This window comes from Planctomonas deserti (assembly GCF_003067705.1).
In the GTDB taxonomy this organism is placed as follows: Bacteria; Actinomycetota; Actinomycetes; order Actinomycetales; family Microbacteriaceae; genus Planctomonas; species Planctomonas deserti.
In genome coordinates this window covers 429,933-443,306 of the sequence record NZ_QANL01000001.1, presented here as the reverse complement: position 1 = coordinate 443,306, position 13,374 = coordinate 429,933, and the positions used below count along the sequence as shown (strand labels likewise).

Here is a 13,374-nt window from a genome sequence, read left to right as displayed (position 1 = left end):
AAATGAGGACAAGCCGGGGGGTGTCCCCAGTTCGGGGCCGTGTATCGGCGTCAGTTGATCGCGCCGCGCGTCCGCGTCTGTACCGCCGGTTCAGGCGGCGATCGGCGGGTCGGCGGTCAGGACTGGCAGCGCGGGCACCAGTACACGACGCGGTCCTGGCTGCCCTGGCCGGGGCGCACGGGGTCGCCGAGGTCGGCGCGCAGGATCGGGGTGCCGCAGCGCAGGCAGGGCTTCCGCATCCGCCCGTACACGTAGCGCATTCGGCCCTTCCGGAGGTCGCCGGTGAACGTGCGCTCGGACCGGTCGCGGTTCGCCAGGATCGTGCGGCGGGAGAGGTCGATCAGGCCCGGCAGGTCCGGCACGTCGCGCACCGGCCGGGTCGGCAGGATGCCGCGCAGGAAGCAGAGCTCGGCGCGGTAGACGTTGCCGAGGCCCGCCATGACCCGCTGATCGAGCAGGACGAGGCCGATGGCGCGATCAGGGTCAGCGGTCGCCCGGCGCAGCGCCTCGTCGGCGTCCCAGCCCGGCCCGAGCAGGTCGGGGCCCAGATGCCCGACCGCCTCATCCTCCTCGGCGCGCGGCAGCACCTCGAGCACGCCGAGGGAGAAGCCGACGGTCGACCAGGCGGCGTTGTCGAGGATGATCCGAGCCTCGAAGGCGGGCCGCCGCCACCGGGAGCCCTGGGCGTAGATGTGCCAGGACCCCTCCATCTTCAGGTGCGAGTGGATGCTGTAGTCGCCCACGCGGGTGAGCAGGTGCTTGCCGACGCTCACGACCTCGTGCACGGTCTCGCCGGTGAGGTCGACCGTGGCGTACTTCGGCACGCGGACGTCGCACCGAGTCAGCACGGTGCCGGCCATCACCTCGTTCAGGTGCTTGGCCGTGCGGTAGACGGTGTCGCCCTCAGGCACGGAGCCTCAGTCCGCGTGGCGTCGCGAGGAACCCCGCGTCCTGCAGGGCGTGCCCCACCGGTGTGCCGAGCACGAAGGCGCCGTTGGCCTTCTCGATCGCGAGCTTGTCGACGCCACCGGATCGCACGAGCGCGGCCAGGGAATCGCCCGCCAGGCGCAGCGTGGTCTCGTCCTCGCTGAACGCGAGCACGGTCTTGCCGCCGCGCTCGACGTAGAGCACCAGGGCGCCGTCCACGAGCACCACGAGGGCGCCCGCCTTGCGGCCGGGCCGGTGGCCCGTGCCCGTCGCCGCGGGGGTCGCGCCGTCCTCCGCCGCCGAGGCGCCGGACCCACCGGCGGACCCGCCGGGGGCGTCCGCCGAATCCTCGCCGCCGGACGACGGCCAGGGCAGCGCCGCGCCGTAGGGGTTCGCCGGATCCGTCGCCGCGAGCGCGAGGGCGGTCGGTGCGGGTGAGGGCAGGCTCGGGTCGCGCGAGAACGAGCGCAGCCGGTCCACCGTGCCGCCGGTCGAGAACTGGGCGGCGCCGAGGGTCTCGATGAAGTAGCCGCGTCGTGCCCGGCCCGACTCCTCGAACCCGCTCAGCACCTTGTAGGCCAGCGCGAACCCGCCGGGGACCCGCTCGGTCGCGACCGACCCGCGCGTGACGACGCCGTAGCGTTCCAGCAGCGTCTCCGCCGACGCCGCCGCCCGCACGGTCGCGTCGGTCTCGGCGAGCGGCACGATCGACCAGCGCCCGCCGGCCGTCGGCGGCCCTCCCCGAGACGGCATGCTCGGACGGGCATATGCCCGGCCGCGGTACATCCGGGAGCGGGGAGTCCTGCTGGGGGTGCTGTGCGTCGTCTTGCCGCCGCTGATGAGCGCGCGGAGCGGCGAGAACGTGTCGTTCGTCACCAGCCCGGCCCAGACGAGGTCCCACAGCGCGGTGACGAGAGCGGCGTCATCGGTGGATCCGACCGCGTCGGAGAGCTGCCGGAAGAAGTACGCGCCGCCGCTGCCGAGGGTGGTGAGCACCTCGCGCTCGAGCTCGTTCGTCTCGTGGTCCGCCGGCTCGGGCAGGGTGAGCGGTACGGTGTCTGCGAGGTGCAGGCTGATCCAGCCGTCGTTTCCCGGGAGCGAGCCGGCGCCGGTCCACAGGACCTCTCCCGTCGAGGTCAGCTCGTCGAGCATGCTCGGCAGGTAGTCGCGCACGCGGGCCCGCAGCACGAGCGACTCCCACGCGGACGCGGGGATCGGCACGCCGGCCAGCTGATCGATGACGGTGAGCACGCCGTCGACGCCGCGGAGCGTGCCGCCGACGTGCTGCCACGCCGGGAGGAAGCGCCCGAAGGTCGCCGTGTCCACCGGCTCGACCTCGTGCCGGAGCGCGGCGAGCGAGCGGCTGCGCAGGCGGCGCAGCACCTCGGCGTCGCACCACTCGCTGCCGGTGGCACCCGGACGGAACTCGCCCTCGGTGACCCGCCGCTCGGCGGAGAGGCGACGGAGCGTGTCGAGCACCACGGCGGTGCCGAGGCCGAAGCGCTCGGCGACGGTGCTCACGGTGAAGGGGGAGTGCGTGCGGGCGAAGCGGGCAACGAGATCGCCGAGCGGGTTCGCGACTGGCTCGATGAAGGCGAGCGGGGTCCCGATGGGCAGCGGCACGCCGAGGGCGTCCCGCAGTCGGCTCGCGTCCTCGATCGCCGTCCACCAGTCGCGTCCCGCGAAGCTCACCCGGAGCGCACGCCGCGACGCGACGAGATCCTCGAGCCACTGATCCGACGGGGAGTCCGGCACGACCCGCGCGCGCACCTCGTCGGTCGTGAGCGGGCCGAGCATGCGCAGCAGGTCCGCGACGCCCTCGAGGTCCTTCGCGTTGCGATCGGGGGCGAGGCGCTGCAGCTCGAGCTCGGTGCGGTCGAGAACGGCGGGGTCGAGCAGCTCCCGCAGCTCGGCGCGGCCGAGGAGCTCGGAGAGCAGCGACGTGTCCAGGGAGAGCGCGGCGGCGCGGCGCTCCGCGAGCGGGCTGTCGCCCTCGTACATGAACGCGCCGACGTAGCTGAACAGCAGGCTCCTGGCGAACGGCGACGCGATCGTGGTCGTGGTCTCCACGATGCGGAGCTTGCGGGACTCGAGCTGCCGGGCGAGCTCGGTGAGCGCGGGCAGGTCGTAGACGTCCTGCAGCACCTCGCGGATGGTCTCGAGCACGATCGGGAACGTCGGGTACTTCCGCGCGACGTCGAGCAGCTGGGCGGCGCGCTGGCGCTGCTGCCAGAGCGGGGAGCGCTTGCCGGGGTTGTAGCGGGGCAGGAGCAGCGCCCGGGCCGCGCACTCGCGGAAGCGCGAGGCGAAGAGGGCCGACCCGCCCACCTCCTCGGTCACGATGGCCGAGATGTCCTCCGGGTCGAACACGAACAGGTCCGCGCCCGGCGGCTCGCTCTCGGTGTCCGGGATGCGTACGACGATGCCGTCGTCGCTCGCCATCGTGGCGCCGTCAATGCCGTAGCGCTCGCTCACCCTCGCGCCGACGGCGAGGGCCCAGGGCGCGTGCACCTGCATGCCGAACGGGGAATGCAGCACCACCCGCCAGTCGCCGAGCTCGTCCCGGAAGCGCTCGACCACGAGGGTGCGGTCGGTCGGCAGGTGGTTCGTCGCCTTCTTCTGGTCGTCGAGGAACGCGATGAGGTTGTTGGTTGCGCGGTCGTCGAGGCCGACCGTGGCGGCCCGCTGCCGGGCGGCGTCCGGGGCCGCGCTCGACAGCTCGCGGACGAAGGCGCCGATGGCGCGGCCGAGCTCGACGGGACGACCAAGGCCGTCGCCCTTCCAGAAGGGCAGCTTCCCCGGCTCGCCGAATGCGGGCGTCACCAGCACCCGGTCGTGCGTGATCTCCTGGATGCGCCAGCTCGTGGAGCCGAGCGCGAAGACGTCGCCGACGCGGGACTCGTACACCATCTCCTCGTCGAGCTCGCCGACGCGGTTGCCGGCACCGCCGGGCTTGCCGGGGTCGCCGCCGACCATGAACACGCCGAAGAGGCCGCGGTCGGGGATGGTGCCGCCCGACGTGACCGCCAGGCGCTGGGCACCGGGGCGGCCGGTGATCGAGTTGGCGTCGCGGTCCCAGACGATGCGCGGCCGGAGCTCGGCGAACTCGTCGCTCGGGTAGCGTCCCGCGAGCAGGTCGAGCGTCGCGTCGTAGGCGGAGCGCGGCAGGGTCGCGAAGGGCGCGGAGCGGCGCACGGTGTCGAACCACTCGTCGACGTCGAGGGTGTCGAGGGCGACGGCCGCGACGGTCTGCTGGGCGAGCACGTCGAGGGGGTTCGCGGGCACGCGCATCGACTCGATGCTGCCCGCCGCCATGCGCTCGGCGGTGACCGCCGAGTGGATGAGGTCGGCGCGGTGCTTGGGGAAGATGACGCCGCGGGACACCTCCCCGACCTGGTGACCGGCGCGTCCCACGCGCTGCAGCCCGCTCGCGACGGAGGGCGGCGCCTCGACCTGCACGACGAGGTCGACGTCGCCCATGTCGATGCCGAGCTCGAGGCTCGACGTTGCGACGACGCAGCGCAGGCGGCCGGACTTGAGATCGTCCTCGATGATCGCCCGCTGCTCCTTCGACACCGAGCCGTGGTGCGACCGGGCGAGTATCGGGTCGACCCCGGCGGTCTGCCCCGCCTGGCCCATGAGCGCGGCGGGGGTGCGATCGCCGCGCGTTCCCCGGGCGTGCTCGCGGGCCGGCTCCTGAGCCGACGCGACGGAGGCGGTACCGGATGCGACGGTGGCGGCCCCCACCAGCCGCGCCTCCGTGGACTCTGCGCCCTCGGTCGCCTGGACCGGGTTCTCCAGCCGCTCGCCGTAGATCTCGTTCAGCCGAGCCGTGAGCCGTTCGCTCAGCCGCCGGGAGTTCGCGAAGACGATGGAGGAGCGATGCTCGAGCACGAGGTCGACGATGCGCTCCTCGACGTGCGGCCAGATCGACCCCTGCTTCTCCGCTGCCGAGGCGGAGCCCTCGACCGGTCCCGTCGTGCCGAGGTCCGTCATGTCGTCGACCGGCACGACGACCCGCAGGTCGAACCGCTTCGTCGATTTCGGCGCGACGATGGTCACCGGGGAGCGGCCGCCGAGGAAGCGTGCGACCTCCTCGTGGGGGCGCACGGTGGCCGACAGCCCGATGCGCTGCGCGGGCTTCGGCAGCAGCGCGTCGAGGCGTTCGAGGGACAGCGCGAGGTGCGACCCGCGCTTGGTGTTGGCGACGGCGTGCACCTCGTCGATGATGACCGTCTCGACGCCGATCAGGGTCTCGCGCGCGGCGGACGTCAGCATCAGGAACAGCGACTCCGGCGTCGTGATGAGGATGTCGGGCGGCGTCTTCTGGAGCGTGCGCCGGTCGCCCGCGGGGGTGTCCCCGGACCGCACGCCGACCGTGACGACCGGCGGCTGGGCGCCCATGCGCTTCGCCGTCTGCGTGATGCCGACCAGCGGGGACCGCAGATTGCGCTCCACGTCGACGGCGAGCGCCTTCAGCGGGGAGATGTAGAGCACACGGGTGCGGTGCGCCGGGTCCTCCGGGGCGGGCGAGGACGCGAGCCGGTCGAGCGACCAGAGGAAGGCGGCGAGCGTCTTCCCCGAGCCGGTCGGGGCAACGACGAGAGCGTGGGCGCCCTTCGAGGTGGCCTTCCAGGCACCGATCTGCGCCTCGGTGGGCGCGCTGAAAGCCCCCCGGAACCACTCACGGGTCGCGGGGGAAAACCGTTCGAGCACGTCGCTCATCGGGGACATTCTTCTCCCTGCCACCGACATTTCTGCTGGGACCGCCCCGAGGGGGCTCCGCTGCGCCTGCCAAGGCCACGGGGATCGGAGCCGGACACGCGCCGCGGAGGGCCGGGAGAACCGGTCGTGCCCGCGCTACGACGGCGGGGTGTTCGCCCGGATGAACGCCCCGATGTCGCGCAGCTCCGGCTGCGAGACGCCGTGCGCGACGTCCTCGTAGATGCGCTCCGTGAGCGTGCTGTGCCGCGGCAGCCACTCCTGGGTGCGGTCGACGGCGTCGTCGGGGATGACCCGGTCAGCGGTGCCGCGACCCCAGAACACCGGAGGGCGCACGCGCTCGAGCTCGGCATCCGCCTGCACGTCGTCGCCCGGTGACACCACGAAGCCCGAGAGCGCCACCGCGTACGCGAACCGGCGGGGTGCGCGGCGGAGCAGCTGCAGGGCGACCGCGCCGCCCTGGGAGAACCCCAGCAGACCGACGGAGCGCGGCACGGGGAGCACGTCGAGCCAGGTCAGCACGGCATCCGCGGCCGCGTCCGCGAGGGCGGGCGCGGTGTCCCCGTGCCGTTCGTCCGGCACCGGGAACCAGGCGTGACCGGAGCCGTGCCGGAGGGGCGCGCGCACCGAGGCGACGATCGGCTGCAGCGGGAGGAGGGGCGAGAGGCCGAAGAGGTCGCCCTCGTGCGAGCCGAACCCGTGCAGCAGCACGAGGAGGGGCCTGGTGTGCAGGTCGCGCAGCGGCGCCGACCAGAGCACGGCCGCGGGATCCAGCAGCGGCGGGTCCTCGTCGTTCTCGGGCATCGGCGGTCCGTCCTGTGGAGCCGGCAGGGGTCGCCCTCCATACTTCCACCGCTACTTCCGCCGCGAGGTGCGCGCCGCGGAAGGAGCGGACCGCTCCGCGTCGTCCCCGCCCGCCGTGACCGTTGTCCGGTTCCCACGTATAAGAATGGGGGCATGGCCGTTCGCACCCCCGATCCCGATCCCGACTGGACTCCGGATTCGAACGGTGCCCCGCCCGCGTCGACCAACCCCGGCTGGCTCACCGACATCGAGCTGCTCGAGGTGCGCAGGCGCCTGCCGCTGCTCTACGTCGAGGCCGTGCCGGTGCGGGTCGACGGGCTCGGGCAGGTCACCGAGGTGGGCGTCCTGCTGCGTGCCACCGCGACGGGGCAGATGACCCGCACCCTCGTCTCCGGCCGGGTGCTCTACGGCGAGACCCTCCGGGATGCGCTGTTCCGGCACCTCGAAAAGGACCTCGGTCCGATGGCCTTCCCGATGCTGCCCGCGAACCCGACCCCCTTCTCCGTCGCCGAGTACTTCCCGATGCCCGGCATCGGCAAGTACCACGACGACCGGCAGCACGCCGTGGCCCTCGCCTACGTGGTGCCCGTGACGGGCACGTGCGATCCACGGCAGGATGCGCTGGAGCTCACCTGGATGACGCCCGCGGAGGCGGCGTCGCCCGCGGTGTCCGACGACATGGAGGGCGGTCGCGGCGCCCTGCTGCGCGCCGCGCTCGCCTCGGTGGGCGTGCTGCCCTAGCCGCCCGACCCCGTCGCCCGCGCGCGTGCTCCCTGACCGGCCTACGGTGGTCAGGGAAGGCGCGGCTGCGCAGGTTCCGCGCCGGGTCACCGACGAAGGGATGCGGCATGAGCGACACCAACCTGACCCCGAGTTTCGACGAGAGCTCCGCGACGGAGGGCGCCTCGGTGGACGGAATGTTCCAGGACACGACGCCCGCGGACGGGGTTCCCGGGCCGGGCGACCTGCCCGAGAGCAGCGACGACCTCCCGGGCTACGACGCCCTGAGCGACGCCCAGGCGTCCGGCGACGACGACAAGGTCGACATCACCGAGCCGACCAGCCCGAACATGGAGGCCGGCGACGACCTCGACACCGGGGCCGCCGGCCCCGCCCGGGACGCGTAGCGCCCCTCCGCCCAACCCGACGGCCGCCCACTCGGGCCGGCCGCGAACGATGACAGGAGACAGCATGAGCACCGAACTCCCCTCGAGCACCAGCGAGGACGCAACCCACGAGACGCTCTTCTCGGCACCGGAGCCCATCGGCGAGGAGTCGGACACCGAGTCCGTGCGCAGCGCCCTCGAGCAGAACGACGCGCTGGGCGGCGACGAGGAAGGGACGCTGACCGACGACGACGCGCTCTCGGACAACGGCGCCGTGACCACCGGCGACAGCGCATCCGGAACCATGGACACCGGCGCGATCATCCGCGAGGAGTAGCGCGGCTCCCGCCGCTACGCTCGACGGATGCGCAACGGAACCACGGGCCTGCTCGGCGGCATCCTCGTCCTCCTGATCGTCGCGATCGCGGCCTGGTGGATCCTGAACCTGGTGTTCGGGTTCGTCTTCTTCGTCGTGAAGGTGATCGTGCTGATCGTCGTCATCGCGGTCGCCGCGTTGTTCCTGCGCGGTCTGCTGTTCGGATCCGGGGAGGATCGATGACCGGCGGTGAACGATGACCGGCGAGGAGCGGATCCGCCGCCGTGCCATCGTGCACGGCGTCGTGCAGGGGGTCGGGTTCCGCGCCAGCACCCGTGAGCAGGCCCGTGGCCTCGGCGTGTCCGGCGTCGCCCGCAACCTGCTCGACGGCACGGTCGAGGTGGAGGCCGAGGGACCGCCCCGGGACGTCGACGCGCTGCTCGCCTGGCTGCGACAGGGACCGGCGTGGGCGCGGGTGGATCGCGTTGACGTGACCGAGCTTCCCGCCACCGGGGACGTCGCGCCCTTCGGCACCGGCTGAGCGCCGATACCTCCCGTGCTCCACCCCCGGGGCCGCTACCCGGTCGCGGTGCCGCTCTCCGCCCCCGCTCAGAGCAGGGCGCGCCACCGACCGCCGACGCGCTCGGTGAGCCGCCACGACACGACCTCGGCGGCCGTGTCGGTTCCCGCAACCGTCTGCCGGGCGACCGCGGCCGCCGCGTTGCGGTCGTCCGCCGTGAAGCGCACGGTGATGCGGGCCTCACCGGCCACGACGTCCACGCCCGACGCCTCGACCACGGCGAGGGCGGCAGCCGACCGCGCGGCGGTCGGCACGACCTCCTCCGGCGGGGTGCCGGGGCGGAGCGCGCCCACGGTCAGGATCACGCGGTAGGACGGCACCGTCCGAGGCTAACGGTCCCCGCCGCGGGCGTCGGTCGCGTGGGTCAGGCCACCACGGCGCCCGGGCGCGGTCGCCGCTGCGGGCGCGGTCGCGTCGAGCGGTACCAGGCGGTGCCGAGCGCCACGATGAGGCACAGCTCGATCGCGTCCCCGCCGTAGTACATGAGCTGCGACCCGGTGGCGGCGTCCGCGGCGCTGACGCCGGCCGGCGGATGCGCGTAGAGGTACTTCGCGAGCACGGAGTGGCCCGCGATGGCGGCGAGCAGCACCACCGCGCGGACCGCGAGCGCGGGGCGGTGCGGCGCCGGGTCGGGGCCCGCGATGGAGAACGTGAAGAGGTATCCGGCCGCGAAGACGTGCGCGTGCACCGCCGCAAGGAGGAGCGGATTCGCGTGCATCGCCCCGTAAAGCGGGGTCGCGTACAGCAGCCACAGGCCGCCGACGTTGAGCACCACGGCGGGGACCGGGTGGGTCAGCACGCGGACCGGTCCGCTGCGCAGCACGGCGCTGAGCCGTCGGGCGGGCACGACCGGCAGCGATCGCAGGGCCAGCGTGCCGGGGGCGGCGAGGACGAGCAGCAGGGGAGCGAGCATCCCCAGCAGCAGGTGGGACGTCATGTGCCCGACGAAGCCCGCGCCGACGGGGGAGAGGGCGAGGTGCACGGCGCCCGCCGCGAGGGCCACGCCCGCGAGCCACGCCGCCGTGCGCGGGAACGGCCAGCGGCCGCGGCGCCGGCTGGAGCGGATCGCTCCGAGATAGGCGGCGGCGGCGAGGGCCGCCGCCACCCAGACGACGGGGACCAGGGCGAGCGGGACCGCCGCGTGGTCGTGCACCGGCAGGCCCGCTCTGCGGGACTACTCCGTCGCGCCCTGAGCGGACTCGGCGCCCTCGGCGGGCTCTGCGCCCTCCGCGTCCTCCTCCGGCTCGAAGTGCGAGGACTCGGTGTGTCCCACGGACACGCCCTCGTCCGACTTCGGGATCGTGTTGTCCGATCCGACGGTCTCGGCAGCTTCGCGTTCCTCGGCCATGGTGGTCCTCCTTCGTTGCCCTTCCACCCTACGGTCGCCGCCCCCGCCGTGTTCCGGATTCCGCAAGCGGGACGCCTGGCCCGTGTTCTGAATTCAGGCTGTGCTGCGACACGCCGCGTTTCGAGGCCGCCAGATGCGGCGTGTCGCAGCTGAACCTGAATCGCGAACGGGGCGGCCCAGCGTGCCGTGGGAAGGGGTCGCGCAGCACAACGGAAACGGGGCCGGCCCTCGAAAGGACCGGCCCCGTTCACAGGGATCAGAGGATCAGCGGCCGGAGCTGCGTCCCCCACGACCGCGACCGCCGCCACCGCCCTGCGACATGGCGACCAGGCCGCCACCGTTCGAGGACTTGGCCGGTGCCGCCGCGGGGCGACCCGAGCGGTCGCGACGGGGGCGACCGGCGCCCACGTCCGAGCCGCCGCGGGGCGCGATGCCCTCGGAGGACGTGCTGTAGGTGCGGGCGCCGCCGCGCGAACCCGCGCCGGCCGCCGGAGCGCCGTCACGACGGGCGCGCTTGCGCTGGGCGTTGGCGCCCTGGGACTGGCCACCACCACGGCCGCCGCCGCCCGAGGGGCGGTTGCCCTGCGGAGCGGTCGCGGCACGGGGAGCGGGCTTGACGTAAGGGGCGACCTCGCCGACGAGGGCCTTCACGGGCGCCGCGTCGGGGGTGACCGACTGCGGGGTGACCGAGATCTGCGCCTTGCGCATCATGGCGGCGACATCCTTGCGCTGCGCGGGGATGACGATCGTCACGACATCGCCCTCGCTGCCGGCGCGGGCCGTGCGGCCCGAGCGGTGCAGGTACGCCTTGTGCTCGGTCGGCGGGTCGACGTGGATCACGAGCTCGACGTTGTCCACGTGCACACCGCGGGCGGCGACGTCCGTCGCGACCAGGACCTTGACCTCGCCCGCGCCGAACGCGGCGAGGTTGCGGTCACGGGCGACCTGCGAAAGGTTGCCGTGCAGGTCGACGGAGGGGATGCCCGCGTCGGTGAGCTGCTTGGCGAGCTTCTTCGCGTGGTGCTTGGTGCGCATGAAGAGGATGCGGCGGCCGGTGCCGCTCGCGAGGGTCTGCACGAGGTCGCGCTTGGCCTCGACGGAGTCGACCTCGAACACGTGGTGCGTCATCGCGGCGACGGGCGAGTTGGCCTCGTCGACGGAGTGCAGCACCTCGTTGCGGAGGAAGCGGCTCACGAGCTTGTCCACGCCGTTGTCGAGCGTCGCGGAGAACAGCAGGCGCTGTCCGCCCTGCGGCGTCTTGTCGAGGATGCGGGTGACGACGGGGAGGAAGCCGAGGTCGGCCATGTGGTCGGCCTCGTCGAGCACGGTGATCTCCACGGCGTCGAGGTGCACGAAGCCCTGCTTCATGAGGTCCTCGAGGCGACCGGGGCAGGCCACGACGATGTCCACGCCGGCCTTGAGCGCGGCAACCTGGCGCTGCTGCGAGACGCCGCCGAAGATGGTGGTCGTCTTCAGCCCGTACGCGTCGGCGAGCGGCTGCATGGCGGCGGAGATCTGGGTGGCGAGCTCGCGGGTCGGGGCGAGCACGAGGCCGAGCGGGCGACCCGGGCGGCGCTTGCCACCGGCGAGGACGCCGCCGAGGCGGGCGACCATGGGGATGGAGAACGCGAGGGTCTTGCCGGAGCCGGTCTTGCCGCGGCCGAGCACATCCCGTCCGGACAGCGTGTCCGGAAGGGTGTCGACCTGGATGGGGAACGGCGAGTCGATGCCCGTCGCGGTGAGGGCGGAAACGAGGGGAGCCGGCACGCCGAGCGCGCCGAAGCTGGTTTCAGTCATGGAGGGAGCGTTTGCCTTTCAGGCAGATTCCCGGCCGCACGCGGCACGGAGCCGACGCTGAGAGCGGGAGGATGGCGAAGGTGCCGATGGGCACATCCGTTCGCCGTGAAAAAACTCAAGAATCGAGCCGGACCGAGCCGACGCGAGGGAACTTGGCGTTCTACGACGCTGGGAGCGCGATTTCCGCTCACCAGAAACCATCCTACCGGACGATGTCAACTCCACCCACCCGCTCCTGCCCGGGCAGGAGCTGCCCCACGGTCCTGCGGTCGGCGCGAGCACAGCCCAAACGCGGTCCCTGAGCTGTCGAAGGGACGGAACCCGCCCGCCAACCTGCCGACCCGCGAACCTGCGCAACTCAGCAGATCCGACCCGACACGCCGCTGTGCGGAACCCTGGAACGGCGTGTCGAGCGGGATCTGCTGAGTTGCGCCGGGCGGTGGCTAGATCCGCTCGCCCACGGGGACGGGGAAGGGCAGCACGTTTCCGGGCGGCGCGAGCGGGCACGCCCAGGCGGGGTCGTACGCGCAGGAGGGGTTGTAGGCGAAGTTGAGGTCGAGCACGATCACCGGCCCTGCACCCGCCGTCGTAGGGCCCGGGCGCTCGCCGAGGTGACTGCCCTTGATCGTGTCGAGCAGGTAGCGCCCGCCGCCGTAGGTTCCGCCGGGGACCCGGGACAGCGCGTCCTTGACCGGCAGGAAGATGCCGCCGCCGTAGGACGCGAGGCGCCACACGTCCAGCTCGGCGCCGGGCTGATCCGCGCCGACGGCGGGCAGGTGCACGGAGCCGAGCCGCTCGAACGGCACAACGCCGTCCGTGCCCGTGTCGACCTCCAGTCGCTCCGGTGACCGGTCGGCGTGCACCTCGAGCTCGAAACGCCAGGCGGGGTCGTACGGCGTCACGGGCAGCCCGGCGAAGGCCGCGCGGTGCTCAGGAAGCAGCGGGGAGGCGGGATGCGTCGCGAACAGCTGGTCCCGCTCGCGGATCCACAGGGCGTGCGCGGCTGCCGGATCGTCGAGTGAGATGCGCCGCACCTCGGCGTACAGCGCGAACACGCGCCACCGCCAGTTCGCGGTCTCGACTGCGGTGCGCGCGTCTGCCACGCTCAATCTGTGCGGGCGAGGTCGGCGTCCGCGGTGTCGCCCGGGCGCGGGGGCTCACCGATGTCGGACGCCCACGTCGGCGCCATGCGCTTCATCTGCGCGCCGCGCCACTGCCAGAACGACCACAGCGACGGCCAGAGCGCGGCCGTGTAGGGGCCGGCCTCGAAGATGAGCTGGTCGCGGAACAGGGTCTTGCCCGTGCCCTTGGGGTCGGCGGCGATGGCCATCCGGTGGTCCCAGCGGGTGACGAGCGACAGGGCACCGCTGCGCCCGTGGCCGGCGTCGCGGAGGATGCGCACGCCCGGCACGCGGGTCTCGGGGAAGCTGATGTCGAGCACCTGCTCGCCCATGGGCACGGCGCCACCCGCGCGGGCGCGCAGCGGGTGCTCGCCCGGCGTCCACGTGGTCGGGAAGTCGTCGGGCTCGAGCGAGTCGAAGCGGAGGAGGGGACCGGACACCTCGCGCAGCACGGCGGGCGATTGGATGGCCCGCCAGGCGGCATACGGGTCGCAGTCGAGGATGAGCTTCAGCAGTACGCGCATCGCTCCAGTCTCGCCCGGCGGCGGCACGGGTGCCAGGCGTTACAGCGTCCTCACGGTTCCCCGCGTCGCGGCAGGCGGTGCCGCACGTCTCCCGGCACACCCTCCCCGGCGGGCGTGCCGGTGCCATGC

14 protein-coding genes are annotated in these 13,374 nt (G+C 73.3%); 5 read left to right on the top strand and 9 right to left on the bottom strand.

Annotation, left to right across the window (positions count from 1 at the left end; translation table 11 throughout):
- Positions 1-116: 116 nt before the first annotated feature.
- The 3 genes from DAI20_RS02045 to DAI20_RS02035 all read right to left on the bottom strand — a co-directional run bounded on the left by DAI20_RS02045 (position 117) and on the right by DAI20_RS02035 (position 6,453).
- Complete coding sequence (locus DAI20_RS02045) at positions 117-911, bottom strand: DNA-formamidopyrimidine glycosylase family protein (RefSeq protein WP_108248913.1); 795 nt, start codon at positions 909-911, stop codon at positions 117-119.
- A complete protein-coding gene (locus DAI20_RS02040; RefSeq protein ID WP_108248912.1) occupies positions 904-5,652 on the bottom strand; it encodes an ATP-dependent helicase in 4,749 nt (1,582 codons plus the stop codon). The genes DAI20_RS02045 and DAI20_RS02040 overlap by 8 nt, the downstream gene beginning before the upstream one ends.
- 135 nt (positions 5,653-5,787) lie before the next feature.
- Entirely contained in the window at positions 5,788-6,453 is a 666-nt protein-coding gene (locus DAI20_RS02035) for an alpha/beta hydrolase (protein ID WP_108248911.1), read from the bottom strand.
- Between the two features lie 153 nt (positions 6,454-6,606).
- Here DAI20_RS02035 and DAI20_RS02030 point away from each other — a divergent pair, with 153 nt between their 5' ends.
- From DAI20_RS02030 to DAI20_RS02010, 5 genes are all read left to right on the top strand, one after another.
- Positions 6,607-7,194 carry an NUDIX hydrolase family protein gene (locus DAI20_RS02030; protein WP_108248910.1) on the top strand — a complete coding sequence of 196 codons (588 nt, stop codon included), beginning with the start codon at positions 6,607-6,609 and terminating at the stop codon, positions 7,192-7,194.
- Between the two features lie 107 nt (positions 7,195-7,301).
- Positions 7,302-7,580 (top strand): hypothetical protein, encoded by a 279-nt coding sequence (locus DAI20_RS02025; RefSeq protein WP_108248909.1) that lies wholly within the window; start codon positions 7,302-7,304, stop codon positions 7,578-7,580.
- 64 nt (positions 7,581-7,644) lie between these two features.
- Entirely contained in the window at positions 7,645-7,896 is a 252-nt protein-coding gene (locus tag DAI20_RS02020) for a hypothetical protein (RefSeq protein WP_108248908.1), read from the top strand.
- Between the two features lie 27 nt (positions 7,897-7,923).
- A complete protein-coding gene (locus DAI20_RS02015; protein ID WP_108248907.1) occupies positions 7,924-8,118 on the top strand; it encodes a hypothetical protein in 195 nt (64 codons plus the stop codon).
- 13 nt (positions 8,119-8,131) lie between these two features.
- The gene (locus DAI20_RS02010) at positions 8,132-8,416 is read left to right on the top strand and encodes an acylphosphatase (protein WP_108248906.1); all 285 of its coding nucleotides are present in this window, start codon (positions 8,132-8,134) and stop codon (positions 8,414-8,416) included.
- A 68-nt stretch (positions 8,417-8,484) separates the two neighbouring features.
- Here the strand turns inward: DAI20_RS02010 and DAI20_RS02005 are convergent, their stop codons facing one another.
- From DAI20_RS02005 to DAI20_RS01985, 6 genes are all read right to left on the bottom strand, one after another.
- A complete protein-coding gene (locus DAI20_RS02005; protein WP_108248905.1) occupies positions 8,485-8,775 on the bottom strand; it encodes a hypothetical protein in 291 nt (96 codons plus the stop codon).
- A 44-nt stretch (positions 8,776-8,819) separates the two neighbouring features.
- Complete coding sequence (locus DAI20_RS02000) at positions 8,820-9,608, bottom strand: cytochrome c oxidase assembly protein (RefSeq protein WP_240605817.1); 789 nt, start codon at positions 9,606-9,608, stop codon at positions 8,820-8,822.
- Positions 9,609-9,629: 21 nt separating this feature from the next.
- Complete coding sequence (locus DAI20_RS18670; protein ID WP_168927664.1) at positions 9,630-9,803, bottom strand: hypothetical protein; 174 nt, start codon at positions 9,801-9,803, stop codon at positions 9,630-9,632.
- A 264-nt stretch (positions 9,804-10,067) separates the two neighbouring features.
- Positions 10,068-11,600: a DEAD/DEAH box helicase gene (locus DAI20_RS01995; RefSeq protein ID WP_108248904.1), complete on the bottom strand. Its 1,533-nt coding sequence runs from the start codon at positions 11,598-11,600 to the stop codon at positions 10,068-10,070.
- 443 nt (positions 11,601-12,043) lie between these two features.
- On the bottom strand, positions 12,044-12,703 hold the full coding sequence (locus DAI20_RS01990) for a DUF1684 domain-containing protein (protein ID WP_108248903.1): 660 nt from the start codon (positions 12,701-12,703) through the stop codon (positions 12,044-12,046).
- Between the two features lie 2 nt (positions 12,704-12,705).
- The gene (locus tag DAI20_RS01985; protein ID WP_108248902.1) at positions 12,706-13,245 is read right to left on the bottom strand and encodes a hypothetical protein; all 540 of its coding nucleotides are present in this window, start codon (positions 13,243-13,245) and stop codon (positions 12,706-12,708) included.
- Positions 13,246-13,374: the final 129 nt, after the last annotated feature.

What these genes read in the sequence shown, in the direction of transcription:
- DAI20_RS02040 (WP_108248912.1), bottom strand. Translation starts at nt 5,652, where the DNA reads ATGAGCGACGTGCTCGAACGGTTTTCCCCCGCGACCCGTGAGTGGTTC.
- DAI20_RS02035 (WP_108248911.1), bottom strand. Translation starts at nt 6,453, where the DNA reads ATGCCCGAGAACGACGAGGACCCGCCGCTGCTGGATCCCGCGGCCGTG.
- DAI20_RS02030 (WP_108248910.1), top strand. Translation starts at nt 6,607, where the DNA reads ATGGCCGTTCGCACCCCCGATCCCGATCCCGACTGGACTCCGGATTCG.
- DAI20_RS02025 (WP_108248909.1), top strand. Translation starts at nt 7,302, where the DNA reads ATGAGCGACACCAACCTGACCCCGAGTTTCGACGAGAGCTCCGCGACG.
- DAI20_RS02020 (WP_108248908.1), top strand. Translation starts at nt 7,645, where the DNA reads ATGAGCACCGAACTCCCCTCGAGCACCAGCGAGGACGCAACCCACGAG.
- DAI20_RS02015 (WP_108248907.1), top strand. Translation starts at nt 7,924, where the DNA reads ATGCGCAACGGAACCACGGGCCTGCTCGGCGGCATCCTCGTCCTCCTG.
- DAI20_RS02010 (WP_108248906.1), top strand. Translation starts at nt 8,132, where the DNA reads ATGACCGGCGAGGAGCGGATCCGCCGCCGTGCCATCGTGCACGGCGTC.
- DAI20_RS18670 (WP_168927664.1), bottom strand. Translation starts at nt 9,803, where the DNA reads ATGGCCGAGGAACGCGAAGCTGCCGAGACCGTCGGATCGGACAACACG.
- DAI20_RS01995 (WP_108248904.1), bottom strand. Translation starts at nt 11,600, where the DNA reads ATGACTGAAACCAGCTTCGGCGCGCTCGGCGTGCCGGCTCCCCTCGTT.
- DAI20_RS01985 (WP_108248902.1), bottom strand. Translation starts at nt 13,245, where the DNA reads ATGCGCGTACTGCTGAAGCTCATCCTCGACTGCGACCCGTATGCCGCC.